Annotated in this window: 16 protein-coding genes; 1 reads left to right on the top strand and 15 read right to left on the bottom strand. The window is 35.8% G+C overall.

Annotated elements, in window-relative coordinates:
• Nucleotides 1–936, top strand: a 936-nt coding sequence (locus HT714_RS03325) for an IS30 family transposase (RefSeq protein WP_173251472.1), incomplete at its 5' end; no start/stop codon positions are given.
• Nucleotides 937–1,204: 268 nt separating this feature from the next.
• On the opposite strand, the gene HT714_RS03320 is transcribed toward HT714_RS03325, so the two are convergent.
• The 15 genes from HT714_RS03320 to HT714_RS03255 form a co-directional block, all read right to left on the bottom strand.
• Entirely contained in the window at nucleotides 1,205–1,684 is a 480-nt protein-coding gene (locus HT714_RS03320) for a sigma-70 family RNA polymerase sigma factor (RefSeq protein ID WP_173224791.1), read from the bottom strand.
• 120 nt (nucleotides 1,685–1,804) lie between these two features.
• A complete protein-coding gene (gene ftsH, locus HT714_RS03315) occupies nucleotides 1,805–3,763 on the bottom strand; it encodes an ATP-dependent zinc metalloprotease FtsH (RefSeq protein WP_173251470.1) in 1,959 nt (652 codons plus the stop codon).
• 15 nt (nucleotides 3,764–3,778) lie between these two features.
• Nucleotides 3,779–4,321 carry a hypoxanthine phosphoribosyltransferase gene (gene hpt, locus HT714_RS03310; RefSeq protein WP_000892171.1) on the bottom strand — a complete coding sequence of 181 codons (543 nt, stop codon included), beginning with the start codon at nucleotides 4,319–4,321 and terminating at the stop codon, nucleotides 3,779–3,781.
• Nucleotides 4,322–4,325: 4 nt separating this feature from the next.
• Entirely contained in the window at nucleotides 4,326–5,603 is a 1,278-nt protein-coding gene (tilS, locus tag HT714_RS03305; protein WP_173224798.1) for a tRNA lysidine(34) synthetase TilS, read from the bottom strand.
• Entirely contained in the window at nucleotides 5,600–6,868 is a 1,269-nt protein-coding gene (locus HT714_RS03300; protein WP_173224801.1) for a serine hydrolase, read from the bottom strand. Before HT714_RS03300 ends, tilS begins: the two co-directional genes overlap by 4 nt.
• Nucleotides 6,861–6,983 (bottom strand): SP_0009 family protein, encoded by a 123-nt coding sequence (locus tag HT714_RS09850; protein WP_257884889.1) that lies wholly within the window; start codon nucleotides 6,981–6,983, stop codon nucleotides 6,861–6,863. Before HT714_RS09850 ends, HT714_RS03300 begins: the two co-directional genes overlap by 8 nt.
• Before the next feature lie 4 nt (nucleotides 6,984–6,987).
• The gene (locus tag HT714_RS03295; protein ID WP_050216165.1) at nucleotides 6,988–7,356 is read right to left on the bottom strand and encodes a septum formation initiator family protein; all 369 of its coding nucleotides are present in this window, start codon (nucleotides 7,354–7,356) and stop codon (nucleotides 6,988–6,990) included.
• The gene (locus HT714_RS03290; RefSeq protein WP_001234978.1) at nucleotides 7,349–7,615 is read right to left on the bottom strand and encodes an RNA-binding S4 domain-containing protein; all 267 of its coding nucleotides are present in this window, start codon (nucleotides 7,613–7,615) and stop codon (nucleotides 7,349–7,351) included. Before HT714_RS03290 ends, HT714_RS03295 begins: the two co-directional genes overlap by 8 nt.
• A gap of 57 nt (nucleotides 7,616–7,672) precedes the next feature.
• A complete protein-coding gene (gene mfd, locus HT714_RS03285) occupies nucleotides 7,673–11,182 on the bottom strand; it encodes a transcription-repair coupling factor (protein WP_173224805.1) in 3,510 nt (1,169 codons plus the stop codon).
• A complete protein-coding gene (gene pth, locus HT714_RS03280; protein ID WP_173224808.1) occupies nucleotides 11,183–11,752 on the bottom strand; it encodes an aminoacyl-tRNA hydrolase in 570 nt (189 codons plus the stop codon). It abuts the gene before it with no gap.
• Nucleotides 11,753–11,823: 71 nt separating this feature from the next.
• Nucleotides 11,824–12,939, bottom strand: coding sequence for a redox-regulated ATPase YchF (gene ychF, locus HT714_RS03275; RefSeq protein ID WP_173224811.1), 1,116 nt, complete (start codon nucleotides 12,937–12,939; stop codon nucleotides 11,824–11,826).
• An 83-nt stretch (nucleotides 12,940–13,022) separates the two neighbouring features.
• On the bottom strand, nucleotides 13,023–13,217 hold the full coding sequence (locus HT714_RS03270; protein WP_000285186.1) for a DUF951 family protein: 195 nt from the start codon (nucleotides 13,215–13,217) through the stop codon (nucleotides 13,023–13,025).
• Between the two features lie 64 nt (nucleotides 13,218–13,281).
• Entirely contained in the window at nucleotides 13,282–14,418 is a 1,137-nt protein-coding gene (gene dnaN, locus HT714_RS03265; RefSeq protein WP_173224814.1) for a DNA polymerase III subunit beta, read from the bottom strand.
• A 158-nt stretch (nucleotides 14,419–14,576) separates the two neighbouring features.
• Complete coding sequence (gene dnaA, locus HT714_RS03260; RefSeq protein WP_050242855.1) at nucleotides 14,577–15,938, bottom strand: chromosomal replication initiator protein DnaA; 1,362 nt, start codon at nucleotides 15,936–15,938, stop codon at nucleotides 14,577–14,579.
• A 212-nt stretch (nucleotides 15,939–16,150) separates the two neighbouring features.
• The gene (locus tag HT714_RS03255; RefSeq protein ID WP_050252627.1) at nucleotides 16,151–16,909 is read right to left on the bottom strand and encodes a ParB/RepB/Spo0J family partition protein; all 759 of its coding nucleotides are present in this window, start codon (nucleotides 16,907–16,909) and stop codon (nucleotides 16,151–16,153) included.
• Between the last annotated feature and the right edge of the window lie 9 nt (nucleotides 16,910–16,918).

Below are 16,918 nucleotides of genomic sequence, written 5' to 3'. Positions count from 1 at the left end.
AATTGTGGCTATAAGAAGATTTTATACCTCGCTAAACAAGCTCAAAAACAGTACGAACAAACTCTTGTTGAATCTCGTGAAGGAACTCCCCTCAATTCCAAGACCTTCTGGGAAATGGACAAAGTCATTTCTGATGGTGTTAAAAAGGGACAACACATCTATCATATCCTCAAAACTCACAACCTCGATGTCAGCTCCTCAACTGTCTATCGACACATCCGAAAAGGATACCTATCTATCGCTCCTATTGACCTAACCAGAGCCGTTAAATTCAAAGAAAGACGGAAAAGTAAGCTACCTTCCATCCCTAAAGAAGCTAAGAAAGGCCGCTCCTATGAGGATTTCCTAAATTATTTAGCTCTTAAGCAACTAGACTCTTGGTTGGAAATGGATACAGTTATGGGCAGAATGGGAGGTAAAGTCCTACTCACCTTCAATCTATCTTTCTGTAACTTTATCTTCGCTAGACTGCTGGATAATAAAACTGCCCTTGAGGTTACCAAACACCTCTATGACATCAAGAACACTCTTCACCAAGCTGACAAAGATTTCTTCCAACTCTTTCCTGTCATTCTTACCGATAATGGAGGAGAGTTTGCCAGGGTCGATGATATCGAAATGGATGTGCGAGGAGAGAGTAAACTCTTCTTTTGTAACCCTAATCGCTCTGACCAGAAAGGGAGAATTGAGAAAAATCACACGCTGATTCGCGATATTCTACCTAAAGGAACTTCTTTTGACAACTTAACTCAAGAGGATATCAATCTCGTTTGTTCGCATGTCAACAGCGTCAAACGTGCTGCTTTGAATGGAAAGTCAGCCTATGAGCTCTTTGCATTTACCTATGGAGAAGAGATTCCTAAGCTTCTCGGCATTTCTAAAATACCTGCAGAAGACGTCTGTCAGTCGTCTACATTACTCCAACATAAGTTCTAAAAACTAACCTAAAACCCTATTCAAACGTCTCACACTAACTTCCACCATAGCGGAACTTAATCTGAAACGCTTTCAGATGACGGGATTTTGTGCGCTCTTTTTTTCGATTCCTTTCGGCTACAAAAACGATGAAATAAAGCATGATTAAAACCAGTGGAACTTACCCTGACACGGATTTCCACTGGTTTTTAGGATTTTTATCAGACTAACTTCCACTTGGATTAGCGGTGGAAGTTAGTTTGGGAATTTACCTTTTTTGCATGACTTCCTAGTGGGTACGGATGTCAAACTCTTTAAACACAATACGTAAGTCCTTTAGCACTCTTTGACGCCCTCGGAAGCGTTCATCCCTTAAGACGCGTTCTAACTCTTCTTGTTGCTCTTTAGTTTGTTTGTTTCTATAATCTCTTAGGGTTTCATGAAAGAGATAATAGTCATCTAGCCACAGACCGCCCTCACTTATACGATGACTTATCTCACCCACTTCTTCATAAGGTTCTTTATTATATCTTCGTTTGTGGCTTTCCTGCTTACGGAGATAATCTAAAATTCGATTCCGGAATTTTGTTTTGAAATATTTCCTTAAACGAGGGATATCTTCTACCAGCCCTTCTTCTCTACTAATCAATTCATGTAGACATATCATGCCCTCTTGGTCCCAATCCGATAGCTCCCACAAATGAAGGTAATATTCATTTCTACACTTGTATACAATTCCTTGGACTTCTTCATACATTTTTTTAAGCATAATCTTCCCCTTTCTAGATACAGTCTAACAGATTCAGAAACACTTTTGGCACATTTCCTCCATTCTGCACCCTTTAGATCCTCAACTGCACAAAAAAGAGAGGACAAGCCTCTCTTTGGGTTATTTTTCGTCATTCATTTTTGACTTTACTTCATCATAAGATAATGCATGAGACTCCTCTTCTACGGTTTCAGGCATCTTTCCTGTTTCATAAAGAGCTTTAATTTGTGTACTATCCAATGTTTCATATTTCAATAATGCTTCTGCAATCAACTTATGAGTTTCACGATTTGATTGGATGATTTCAGCAGCTTTATTTCGTGCTTCATTTAATAATGAACGAACCTCTTCGTCAATTTCATAAGCTGTTTGTTCTGAAATTGATTTTTGAGGACTCTGTGCACCAAACATAGCATGATTTCCTTCATATTGTACTGGGCCAAGTTTTTCACTCATACCGTACTCTGTAACCATTGCACGCGCCATTTGTGTCGCTTGTTCAAAGTCGTTTGAAGCTCCTGTAGTTTGGACATTAAAGATAATTTCTTCAGCTACACGTCCACCCATTAAGCCAGCCAATTGCTCTTTCATATCTTCTTTAGATAGAAGCATTTGATCTTCCTTAGGAAGTGCAATCATGTAACCACCTGCACGACCTCTTGGTACAATTGTAACCTTATGAACAACACGGGCATTCGACAAGACTAGACCAACAATGGTATGTCCTGCCTCATGGTAGGCAACCAATTCACGTTCTTTTTGTGAAACTGTCTTATCTTTCTTAGAAGGTCCAGCAATCACTCTATCTTCTGCTTCATCAATATCTGAAGCATCAATTATCGATTTATTGCGACGAGCGGCAACCAAGGCTGCTTCATTCAAGACATTCTCTAAATCAGCACCAACAAAGCTTGGAGTTTGTTGAGCAACTAATTTCAAATCAACATCTTCTGCTAAAGGCTTGTTCTTAGCATGAACTTTCAAGATTGCTTCACGACCTTTGACATCAGGACGGCCAACCAATACTTTTCTATCAAAACGTCCTGGACGCAGAAGGGCAGGGTCAAGTACATCTGAACGGTTTGTAGCAGCGATGACGATAATCCCTTCATTTCCCTCAAAACCATCCATCTCAATCAAGAGTTGGTTCAAGGTTTGTTCACGTTCGTCATTACCTCCGCCTAAACCAACTCCACGTTGACGTCCGACAGCATCAATTTCATCGATAAAGATAATAGCTGGCGCTGCTTTTTTGGCATCTTCAAAAAGAGAACGAACACGACTAGCTCCAACTCCGACAAACATTTCTACAAAGTCAGAACCTGAGATACTAAAGAATGGAACGCCTGCTTCTCCGGCGACTGCCTTAGCAAGCAATGTCTTACCTGTTCCCGGAGGTCCCTCCAAAAGAACACCTGCTGGAATCCGGGCTCCAAGTTTTGTAAATCGTTTTGGATCTTTTAAGAATTCAACAACTTCAACTAGTTCTTGTTTTTCTTCCTCAGCTCCAGCAACATCTGAAAATCTTACTTTAATATCTTCTTTATTTGCAGCTTTAGCCTTACTACGTCCAAAACTCATTGGGTTACGACCATTGCCTCCCCCCATATTTCCCATCATAGAGAATAGGAAGAAGAATAGAATTCCAAATGGCACAATGGATACGAGTAGATTAATCCACATACCACTTGAACTTTCATGCTTAATAGTTACTTCTGCTTTATGGTCCGAAGCAAGTTTTTGCAATTCTGATACTGTAGTATCAGAGGGAAGAATAATACTTGAAAATTTCTCTACTGTTGTAACAGATGGAGAAAAGAACTGAATGCCTGTTTCTTCTTTACTTGTTTTAGGATTTTTATAGACACCCGAAACTTCGATAACACTACCATTTGGTTGGTAGGTTAATTCTTTTACATTGTCATCGGTAATTTCTTTTACCAATTCTGTATAATTAATTTGCTCACTTTTCCCTGCAACACTACCTGTACTAAAATACTGGTAAGCTGTAACTAGGAAAAAAATAAGTAATAACCATAGAAATGGATTTTTAATTAAACCATTATTTTGTTTTTTCATTAAAAATTGTTCTTTCTAATTTGAATACACTTCTTCTTTCAATACTCCAACATAAGGAAGATTACGATAATTTTCTTTGTAGTCTAAACCATAACCTACTACAAACTCATTTGGGATAGTAAAGCAGGTATAGTCTGCCTCAATTTCTACAACACGTCCCTCTGGTTTATCCAATAAAGTTGCAATCTTAACAGAAGCTGCATCTCTTGCAATAAACATATCTCGCAAATTCTTCAAAGTTTGACCTGTATCAATGATATCCTCTACAAATAGAACATGTCTTCCTTTAATATCTTGAGTTACATCTTGCTTGATATTGATGACACCACTACTTGCTGTTCCACCATGGTAGCTAGAAACCATCATGAAGTCCATTTCAATATGTGTATCAATATGTTTGACCAATTCAGCCATAAAAGGAATAGATCCTTTTAAAATCCCAACCAAGATTGGATTTTTTCCTGCATAGTCCTTAGTTAATTGAGCACCTAATTTTTTAGCAGCTTCTGTAATTTCATCGTGTGAAACGAGGATTTTTTTAATATCGTTTTCTAACATTTTTTTACCTATCTATTTTTTCTATATAAAGTACAGTGTTCATTATATCATTTTTCGTGTTTTTACTCAAATCACTAGTCGCAATTCCCAAAATTGAGACAATTTCACCAAATTGCTCAATAATCAGAGCAGATTTTCGCTTTTCCATAGGGATTTTCAAATCAATAAATAGACGTCTGAGTTTTTTTCTATGCCCATTTTGAATCAAAAAATCTCCTCTTTTTCGATGACGAATGAGTATTGATGTTTCCCGTGAAACAGGTATTCGTTGAATTGATTCACCTTCTAATGGAAGTCCAAAGGAAAATAAATAACCTTGATAAGATACCTGATTTTGATAGTGTAACACAAGTTCATCTTCCTTTTCATCAGCCTGCGGACTGATTTTACAAATCTGAAACTGTTGATACTCTTTTATCAATTCATAGCCATTTTTAAGCAGATGACGATACTGGCTTTTAGTTTTTAAAATTTGCCGAACTTCAGCAAACTGCGCTTTTGTAAGATTCAAATCTGGAAAACGATTCAGATAAGTTTGAAGTAAAACTCTTTGTGTAGACTCAGAGTAAGACAATAGCTGATCTAAATTTTCTACATCAATATTATTAGATAATTCAGCTATAGCTAAGTCATAATCTAAAATTTCATTTCCAATACTTAAGATTGCATCTCTAAATCTAGGATTTTCTTTCTCTAATTCTGGTAAATAAGAGTTTCGAATACGATTTCGAAAATAATGATTTTCCTTATTTGATGTATCTTCAAAGTGAAAAATTGAAGGAAAGTCTTTTTTCTGAAAATGCAAGAAGGGACGAATGATTTCTATCTCTCCTACTACTTGCTTCTCCTTAATTCCTGATAGATAGCGCAAACGAGTACCTCGAATCAAACGCATCAAAATCGTTTCCACCTGGTCATCAGCATGGTGGGCAGTGACTAAAGCTGTCGCACCTGTCTTTTTCATGACCTCTTGAAAAAAATCATAACGAAAATGTCGAGCCCGCGCTTCTGAAAATTCTCCTAAAAAATTGCTAATATAAATAGGAAGCTCTGCTTCAGCAGCTAACTTCCTTAATTCCTGTTCTTCCCAATCTGATTCTACTCTCTGCTTATGATTCACATGTGCTAAAATCAGTTCAATTTCTAACTCTTTTTGATAAGTAGATAATACCTTAAATAGAAACATAGAATCTAACCCACCAGAAAGAGCTAGCACCACCTTAGTATGCTTTTTGAAATATCCCTTCTTGAGAAAATGATTTAAAAAATCTTGTTTTCTCATTTTAGAACCTCATAAACATCCTTGGATATCTGAGAAATTGTATCATAATCAGAATTCTTAGTGAAAATAGAAAGAATAAATGGAGAATCTGCGTAGACAACACCCGTATCATGCTTAAATTCGTCCGCATCCCCAATTTTATGAGCTACCTTCACAGAAACACCTTTGGCAATTCGCTGATTATCAAAATCTGTTTTAGTCAAAGACTCTAGCACAAATCCATTTTGATTATAAATAGCTTCCATGACCTTCCCGGCCATCTTGGAAGAAATCAATTTTTCTTTTGGATCCCAATCATCTCCCATAATGGCAGACATCTTGGATTTGAATGTGGCATCAGATTGGTTTGAAATGTAATAACCCAATAGATTATGAGCTACATTATCAGATTCTTTAGATACTTTTGTGATTAAGTCCTTGAGAGAATACTCTTTATTATCCTCTTTTTTAGGAAGACTACCACTTCCCTCTGGTTTATAAGAACCTGGAAAATCATTGACTGCAGATACGTATTTTACAGTCGTATCTAACTGATAAAGACCATCATTTATTTTTTCTTGCGCATAATAGAGATAAGGGAGTTTCAAAACGCTAGCTGCATACATCTTTTCATCTTGATTGATACCTGCTTCTTTTCCAGTAGTCAGTTGCTTAACATAAATAGAGAATGAATCCTTCTGATATTTTTCCGATAACATTTCTTGGACTTTACTCATCCGATTATCTTCTTCAGAAGTTGATTCTTTAGCTACCCATCCAGCCTGATCAATATGTAGAAATTCTCTTCCTTCTACAAACATGGTCTTATCAATTGATACTTGTGAATAAGCTGATAAGGATGATTTCACTTCTTTTAAATCATAAGGACTATTGTACAGTTTAAAGTCAGATTCTAACCATACTTTTTTTATTATTGGAGTTACCTCTGACTGATCATATAAAAATCGTTTGTCCGCAGCTATAAATTGATGATTTGATAGCTTAAATACCGGAATTCCTTGTTTATTTAAGCGCCACTCGGTTATTTGAAAACTTGTTTTAGGAGTCAATTTTCCAGATTCCACTACTAAATCTTCATTCGCATAGACAGGAACTTCTCCATAAACCATAGGAGAACTTAGCTTTTCTCTAAAATAAATACCAAAGTCAGATTGTGAAAGGTAATAAATTTCTTTCGAAGTATAGACGACTTCTTTTTCTGTGCTAACGACTTTTGAGATGGTCAAAAAACTCGGTAGCAACAAAATAATTAAGAATTTACGCATTCTTCCTTTCCTTTTCTTCTTGTAAACACAATAATTGATTTTTATCAGCCAATTCTTCCAGCTTTTCATCTGATAAACTCAAAAATTGCTCAATTACATCTAATAAATTTTCCATTTTATCACCTTTGAAGCAAGTCAGGAATCGTATAAACTATTTCCCTCGACTTAGAATAATAGTACTTCGCTCGTGTATATTTGGCAGCATAATCCTCATCTTTCAACTTGGTAGCAAATGCTGTCTCCTTATCCTTTTCATCACTCAAAGTCCGATACTGAGTTTGCAAGTCTGCTAATTGCTGACGTCTTTGGAGTAATTGCTGATAACTCTGCGCTAAATTAAAAGTTGGCAAGATAAATAACAGCATAATCAAAATCAGTACCCAACCCATGAAACGATTCCGTTTTTGTCGCTCTTTCATCAGGTAGCGCCGACGTTGGTATTCATTTTGAATAAAAGAATTATTCAATTGTACAATATTCTTAGACATTTTCTTCTACCCGTGTTTCACTGATAATTTCATACATGCCTGCTGCATCTTCTTTTTTTGTACTATCTTTCATCTCCAGTACTTTTACAAGTAACAATTTATTTCCAAAACGAATTTCAACTTGGTCATTAACTTTCAAGTCCGTTGAACTTTTGGCCAAGATTCCATTCACCTTGATTCTGCCTTTATCTGCTACTTCTTTTGCGACTGTACGACGCTTGATAATTCGCGATACTTTTAAATATTTGTCTAATCTCATCCTTATTACCTCAACTTATTATTGTACCATTTTTATCTATTTTATAGAAGAAAAATATCAAATGGAATTTTCTTTCTTAGACTCTTTTATCTCTAATAAACTTTCTCCAAAAATCAGCAGACCTTCTAAAATTTCATAATCTTTCTTATTTTGGACATCAAATACAAGCTCCATTAATCCCTTATTCTCAGCGATGCCTGCTTTTAAGTTCGTTGCGGATAAAGCTTTAAAATAATCTTGAGCTAAAAACAGTCGTTGAGTGACTTTTTCAAATTGAACTGTAATTTTATTATCTTTTCTTTCCACACGTTGAACAAATACCTTGTCCAAATATGACTTGACTAAACCAATCTCTAAAAGATAGGCTACTACATCTGGGTATTCTCCAAAACGGTCTATCAACTCCTCTTGTAACTCTTCATAATTGACACGGTTGTCAATTTGACGAATTTTCTTGTAAATTTCAATCTTATGTCGTTGATCAGAAATATAAGTATCAGGAAGATAGGCATCAATTTGCAAAATCAACTCAGCATTCCCTCTGGTTCTTGTATTAGTGTTAGCATTACCGTTTCGTTTAGCAATAGCTTCCTCTAATAACTGCGAATACAATTCAAAACCAACAGAATCAATGAAACCAGACTGGGATTTTCCTAGGAGATTCCCTGCTCCACGAATCGAAAGATCTCGCATAGCAATCTTAAATCCAGATCCCAATTCTGTAAATCCTTTAATCGCTTCTAATCTCTTTTCAGAGACTTCACTAATCGATTTTTCTGGACGATACATGAGATAGGCATAAGCAATACGATTACTACGACCGACTCTTCCTCTTAACTGATACAAGGTTGACAAGCCCATATGGTCCGCATTTTCAATAAATAAAGTATTAGCATTTGGAATGTCCACCCCTGTCTCAATAATGGTAGTCGTCACCAAGATATCGTATTGTCCCTCAATAAAGTCTAGTAGAGTATTTTCCAACTGGATTTCACTCATTCGACCATGAACATATCCAATCGAAGCCTCTGGAATCAACTCCTGTAATTCTGAAACCTTCTGGTCAATCGTGTCAACTTTGTTGTAAAGGTAGTAAACTTGACCTCCACGCTCCATTTCACGCAAAACAGCATCACGAATGACACTCTCATTCTTTTCCAAAACATAGGTTTGCACTGGATAACGATTAGTCGGCGGAGTTTCAATAACAGACAAATCTCTGATTCCCAGCATAGACATATGGAGGGTACGAGGGATTGGAGTAGCGGTCAAAGTTAGGACATCCACTTGTTTCTTCAGTTCTTTCAAGGTTTCCTTATGCTTGACACCAAATCGCTGTTCCTCATCAATAATCATCAAGCCTAAATCAGCAAACACAACATCTTTTGACAAAACACGATGAGTTCCAATCAAGATATCAACTTGACCGTTTTTCAATTTTTCAAGTGTTTCAGTCTGCTCTTTTTTACTTCTAAAGCGACTCAACACATCAATATTAACTGCAAAATTTTGGAATCGTTCCTTAAAATTGGTATAGTGCTGTTGCGCTAAAACAGTCGTCGGAACTAGAACGACAACCTGTTTGTGATCATTGACAGCCTTAAAGGCTGCACGCATTGCAACTTCAGTCTTTCCAAAACCAACATCCCCAACTAAAAGTCGATCCATTGGCTGAGAAGCCTGCATATCTCTCTTGATTTCCTCGATACTACGAAGTTGATCATCCGTTTCAACATAAGGGAAGGCATCATCAAAAGCATCTTGCCCTTCATCATCGGCTGAGAAAGCAAAGCCCTTCAACTGACTACGTTCAGAATAGAGTTTAATTAAATCGTCAGCTATATCCTCTACCTGGTTCTTAACTTTTTGCTTGGCTTTTTTAAAATGACCGTCATTTAATTTATTGAGTTTTGGAGCTTTCCCATCACTTGAAACATATTTAGACAATAGATGAATCTGTTCTACTGGAATAGAGATTTGATCCCCGTTTTGGTATTGAACACTAACATAATCACGGTGAATCCCTTTGATTTCAATTGTTTCAATCCCTAGATATTGACCAATTCCATGGATATGGTGAACAACGTAATCTCCTTTTTCAAGTTCATTGTAATCTTTTAATCTCTCTGCGTTTGAAACATGTTGTCTTCGAAAACGACGTTTTAATTTCTTTTGAAAAATCTCATGTTCAGTTATCAATAAAATCTTTTCATCTACAAAATGAAAACCACGTCTGAGATTACCCTCTATTAAGTTTACAGATTCTTTACAGATACTTGACTTATCTCTGGAATCCAATTTAATCTGATATTCCTCTAACATATCCTCCAATGCCTTACTTCCCATTGAATTGCTAAACTGCAGAATAATGGTGTAATTCATTTTTTTATATCGCTCAATTTCTTCTTTTAGAAAAGAAAATTGATTGAAAAACTCCTGCATAGGATATTGATTAAATTGATAAATTTGATCAAACTTGAGATTTCCTAAACCCTTTTGCAGATTAGAGAAAAAGGTCACCGGACTCTGTTTTTTATAGATTTGCTCTGTATCAGCAAAATACTGCATCTCAGAAAATGCTTTACTGTTCTGTAATTCTTCTGTAAAGTATTGTGCTAATTCTCTTTCAAAGACTTCATACTGATTCATTAATTTTTGATAATCATCAAAGAATATTGGAGTATCTTTTTCAATATAGTCAAATACAGTCCATGTCTTATCATAGCATAAAGATAAAAATTTCCGTGAATCAGAATGAATTTGTTTTTGGTGAAAACTTGAAAGAATTTCTTCTAAGTATGATTTTAAAATAGGTGATAAAGTCTTTGAAATTTGTTTTTCTAAAACTGACTGACCTCGTTGATAATCCTTTTCTCTCAAAAGCATATCACTAGCTGGAAAAATGGTGAGTTCTGTCTGATTTTCTTTTGATAGTTGTGTTTCTACTTCAAATGACCTAATACCATCAATTTCATCACCAAAAAACTCAATTCGGCAAGGTTCTAACTGGGATATTTCAAAAATATCTAAAATATCTCCTCGCAGACTAAATTCACCCTGAGTTTGTACTTGAGTAACTTTTCGATAGCCTATTTCCTTTAACTGATGGATAAGCACGTGTTGGTCATATTCTTCACCAACTGTTATTTTTACAATACTATCTTTGAATACATTTGGAGACGGTAAAATCAATCGACTTGCTGCGATATTACAAACTAAAATCCCTTTCTTAGATGAATCAGTCAAAAAACGCAAGGCTTCAACCCGTGAAATGATTTTTTCTTGTGAAGACATCAAAAACTCGACCATAGGGGAGTCATCTACCAAAAACGGATAAACAAGTTCCTCACCCAAGATAGTGATAAGATCACTAACCAGTCCTTCTGCCTCTCCATAAGTGGACGTCAGTAACACAATCTTATCTTCTTTTTCTAGACTACTTGCAATTGCAAGAGCCTTAGTAGACGTTGATAAACCAAGTATTAGTTGTCTTTTCTTATCTGTCAGATTTTGATACCATTTTTTAATCTGATCATTTTCTGAGAATAAGTCTAATAAGGTCACCATTTATCCATTATACCTCTGCATTGTTTTCTCAAAATTTTTCTCTTGTAAATAGTAGTTTACAGAATCGTCAACCTTGTCAATAGACTGTAAAATATCAATATAATCATCCTTGTCAAACTTACTCAAAACATGGTGAACAACTGACATACCATTTTTAGGTCTTCCGATTCCAATCTTAACACGGTTAAAGACCTGAGTTCCAATATGTTGAATAATAGACTTAATACCATTGTGACCACCTGCTGAGCCCTTTGCTCTTAAACGAATTTTCCCAACTTCCATGTCAAGGTCGTCGTAAATGACGAGTAAATCTTCAATATCCAAACTATAGTAAGTCAATAAAGCATGAACTACTTTTCCACTTTCATTCATAAAGGTCGTTGGTTTGACAAGATAAATTTTTTCTCCATTTAGGAAAAAGGATGCTAGGTCAGCTTGAAATATCTTATCGTGTGTAAAAGTGACATTCTGTTTTTTCGCTAGTTGATCAATCAACATAAAACCAACATTGTGTTTTGTTTCAAAATATTTATCCCCTGGATTTCCCAAGCCTACAAGTAATTTGGTCATTTATTTTTCCTTTCAAAAGCCAAAAGGGTTGGAATTTTTTTCCAACCTAATTGACACAATTTATTAATTTTTTAGACATTAAAGCGGAATTCCATGATATCGCCATCTTGAACGATATATTCTTTTCCCTCTTCACGCAAACGTCCAGCTTCTTTTACGGCCTTTTCAGATCCATATTTCACCAAATCATCGTATGACATGGTTACTGCACGAATAAAGCCTTTTTCAAAGTCTGAGTGGATAATACCAGCTGCTTGAGGAGCCTTCATACCACGTTTGAAGGTCCAAGCGCGAACTTCTTTTTCACCAGCTGTGAAGTAAGTTCCCAATCCAAGCAAGTGGTAAGCTGCACGCGTCAACTTGTCAACGCCTGATTCTGTCAATCCAAGTGCTTCAAGAAACTCTTGCTTGTCTTCATCGTCTAACTCAGAAATTTCTTCCTCAGCACGCGCAGAAATAACGACTACTTCAGCATTTTCTGTCGCTGCAAATTCACGAATTTGTTTGACATAGTCGATAGAATCTGGATCTGAAACTACATCCTCATCTACATTAGCAACATAGAGAACTGGTTTAGTCGTCAAAAGGAAGAGACCTTTGACAACCTTTTGTTCCTCATCTGTGAATTCAATGGTACGTGCTGATTTCCCATCTTCAAGGACTGGTTTAATTTTTTGAAGAACATTAAACTCTGCTACTGATTCCTTATCTTTTTGCGTACGTGCCATCTTTTCTACACGTGCATAACGCTTATTGACTGATTCTAAGTCAGCAAGAATCAATTCCAGATTAATTGTATCAATATCTGCAAGTGGATCTACAAAGGCGTCTTCACGTCCTTGCTCGCGCATGACATTTTCATCATCAAAAGCACGAACTACGTGAACAATCGCATCTACTTCACGAATATTGGCCAAGAATTTATTCCCTAGCCCTTCTCCTTTTGAAGCTCCTTTTACAATCCCTGCAATATCTGTAAATTCAAATGTTGTGGGAACTGTCTTTTTAGGAATAATCATTTCAGTTAGTTTTTGTAGGCGTTCATCTGGAACTTCAACCATTCCAACGTTTGGATCAATCGTCGCAAATGGGTAGTTTGCTGCCTCTGCTCCTGCTTTTGTAATTGCATTAAATAGTGTTGATTTACCAACGTTTGGCAAACCAACGATACCTGCTGTCAAAGCCATATTTCTCATTCTCCGTTTTCATTTCAATCCCTAATATTATAACACAAAAAGGGATAAAGTGCTAACCCTCTAACTAAGGGTTCTCAGTCAATAATTTTATTCATTTTTCGATCAAAATCATAGCGTCCCATCATGACAACATGGTCACAATTACTGCATTTTATTTTGATATCTGCTCCCACACGTGTAATTTCCCAACGATTAGCTTTTTTTCCTGTTGACTTGATAGTACAAGCATGTGGTTTTTTCATTTCAACAAAATTTCCAACTTGATACATACTACTCTCCTTTTCTTTTTCGATTATATCATAAAAGAGGCGAGCTAAGCTCAACCTCTTTCACTTAATTAGTACGAACTGGTGTAATGAGCTGCATGAAGTCTTCGTCAGTATCTGCTGGCACAAGAGTAAATGGACGAACAGCTGAGATAAAGCTAATGGTCACCTTTTCGCTATTTAAAGCTTTAAGAGAATCAATCAAGTAAGTTGGGTTGAAACTAATGGTCAAATCATCCCCAGTAACCTGGTCAGTATCGATTTCTTCGTTTACTTTACCAACTTCTGGAGAGTGAACATGGGCACTAACAACCCCATCTTTAATTTCAAGTTTCACAGTACCATTTTGAGTCGCACTTGATAAAAGACGAGCACGTTCCATTGACTGGCGTAAGTTTACCACATCAAAAGTAATAGTGGTGTTAAAGTCTGTTGGAATCAAGCGATCTGTGTCAGGATAGTTTCCTTCTAACAAACGTGTGTAGAAACTAATATTTTCACTTCTAAAGAGGATTTGATTGTTAGCAAAGAAAATCTCTACAGTTTCAATATCATCTGTAAATACCGCTGAAAATTCGCGTAGAGAACGGCTAGGGATTACGACAGCAAAATCATCACTATTTTTTTCAAGAGTCAATTTTTTCTGGCTTAGACGATGAGAGTCTGTTGCCACTGTTTTTAACTCTTTGTGTTGACTCAATACAAAATGAACACCTGTCAAAATTGGACGACTCTCTTGTGTACTTGCAGCAAAAGCTGTTTCATTGATAATTTTCTTGAGTAATTTTGTTTCAAGAACCAAAGGAGTGCTTGCTGAAATTTCTTGGATTCGTGGGTACTGTTCGCTATCTTTTCCTTTTAGGGTAATTTCTGATTTTCCACTGGTTAAAACAATTTGATTTTGTTCAATTTCTTTAAAATCAAGAGTCACATCAGGTAGACTAGATACTACATTGATAAAGAAAGAAGCTTCAAGAAGAATCGAACCTAAAGAAGTAATTAACAAACCAGCATCTTCATTTTTTTGAGAAATAAAATTTTCAATTGAAATCTGACCATTTGAACCAATTAAAGTAACACCTTCGTTGGTCACGTCAATTTTTACTGTTGATAAAATAGGAATGGCATTTTTAGAACTAATAGCTCTCTTAGTAATATTTAAGGCTTGTAGAAATAAATTTTTATTAATTGAAAAATGAATCATGGATTCTCCTTTATTTATTTTTAATATTAGAAGGATAATAGTAATAATAGAGTCTGTGAAATCTGTGGAAAACAGACTAAAAGTAAGTCATATCAAGTTTTTTAGCTTGTTTAAAAAATGTGGATAAAAAAGATAAAAAAGCGAAAGTTATCCACAAGTTATTTGATTTTCTTTTTGATTGATTCAATTTCTAAACGTAAATTATCGTCTTCATCAATCAAAGATTTAATTTTTGCATGGGCATGAATGACTGTTGTATGATCTTTTCCTCCAAATTCCTTCCCAATTTTTGGAAGACTATTATCTGTCAGTTCTCTAGATAAATACATGGCTACTTGACGGGCTAAAACAATATTTTGAAGGCGTCTGCTTCCTTTCATTTCTTTGATACTAACACCATAAAAGTTACCAACTTCATTTTGGATTTTGTCAATTGGGATGACGAGCATTTGGCTAACATCTTGTTTGCGAGCTCTAATAGCTTCTGCAGCAATATCAATAGTGATATCCTTGATGTTTTTTACTCTGGCAATTAAAGTGATGTCATTGATAGCTCCCTCAAGATCTCGAACATTTGAGTCAAATTGCCCAGCTAGGTATTCTAGAGTATCACTTTGAAAATTGTAGCCTAAATGTTCCGTTTTACTTTGTAAAATGGCAATACGTGTTTCAAAGTCAGGGGGGGTGATAGTTTGTGTCAATCCCCAACTAAAGCGCGTGACAAGCCTCTCCTCGAGCCCTTCTAGATGTTTTGGACTACGATCACTGGTTAGGACAATCTGTTTTTGCTTGTCATGAAGGGCGTTAAAGGTATTGAAAAATTCTTCCTGAGTTGCGACTTTTTTTCCGCTGAGTGACTGGATATCATCGATTAACAAAAGATCAAGACTACGATAGGTCTTTTTAAACTTTTCCATTTCCCCAAGTCTTAGGTGATCAAGAAAGTCATTGATAAAGCTTTCGGCAGGAATATATTTAACACGCGCATTTGGAATATTTTTTAGAATTTCATTTCCAATAGCGTTTAACAGGTGAGTCTTACCAAGCCCAGGTCCTCCATAGATAAAAAGAGGATTATAGGTCAAGGCCAAATCTTCAGAGACAGCCAAAGCGGCTGATACTGCCCAAACATTTCCATCCCCTTGAATAAAATTATCAAAGGTATACTTTTCTTTTAATCCCGTATCCGAATAAGGAATAGATGCTAACTTTGGACTATAGTCATAAAGAGTTGAATTTGTAGCTTCTTCAACTTGTGAGATAGCCGTATCTTGAGGTTTAGTGAAAATATAGTGAGGAGTAATCTCAGCATCATAAATTTCAAATCCAGCAACTACAATAATATCTTTTAGTTGTTTTTCCCAGACCATTTCCATTTCAGATCGTGGTAAAAATATAGTGGCAACATTTTCCTCTACCTTGATGAGTTCAGCTTGAATAGCATAGAAATCATACATGGATCGAGTCAGTCTTTCTTGAGCAAATTCTAATATACGATTCCAAAATTGTTTTTCTTTCAATCCTTTCTCCTCCTTTACTATTTAAAAGTTTAATACTAGACCTATTTTACCATAGATAGTAAGAATTTTCCACAAGCTGTGAAAAATAATCCACAATGTTATCAAGTTTTATCCACAGGTTGGGGATAAAGTCAGAAACTATTGATTTATTAAGCTTTTTATCGAAAAAAATAGTGGATAACCTTGTGAGATAAAAAAATAAAAGAACAGCCTTATTTCAGGCTGTTGATAATTCTACTATATTCTTCTTGATTTGAAAAAGAAATAATGATTTTTCCACTATCTTTTTTAGATAGTTTAATTTCTACATCTAATCCGAGTAGTTTTTTTAACTGTTCTTCTTCATTTTGTATGAAATGATCATTTTTTTGCTGTTTCTTTTGTTTTTTCTCTGTCAGAAGAGCTTCTAATTTCCTTACAGAAATATCTTCTTCTATAACCCGTTGAAAGAAATAGTCTTGTTGTTCCTTATTCAATCCAACTAGCGAACGAGCATGTGCTTGTGATAGTTTGCCATTTTCTACTTCTGAGAGGATAGCATCTGGTAAGGAAAGCAAACGAATGGAGTTGCTAATATATGGACGAGACTTGCCCATTTTATCTGCAATTTCAGCATGGGTGAATCCTTTCTCTACGAGAGATTCATAAGCGCGTGCTTCTTCTATTGGATTTAAATTTTCTCTCTGTAAATTTTCAATGATGGATTGGACCATCATCTCTTGATCTGAAAGCTGTTTAACAACAGCTGGGATAGACCTTAGACCAGCTAAAAGTGAAGCCCGATAGCGTCTTTCTCCTGCAAGGATTTCATAACCAATAACAGGAGATTGACGAACAATAATCGGTTGAATGAGTCCATTTTCTTTGATAGACTGTGCTAGTTCATCTAGTTTTTCTCTATCAAATTCTTTTCGGGGTTGATAGGGATTTTTTTGTATATCCGTGATAGAAATCATTTCAAATTTTTCCATGATTCTACA

The organism is Streptococcus sp. 3705, from assembly GCF_013277145.1.
In the GTDB taxonomy this organism is placed as follows: domain Bacteria; phylum Bacillota; class Bacilli; order Lactobacillales; family Streptococcaceae; genus Streptococcus.
This window is presented reverse-complemented; position numbering and strand designations above follow the sequence as displayed.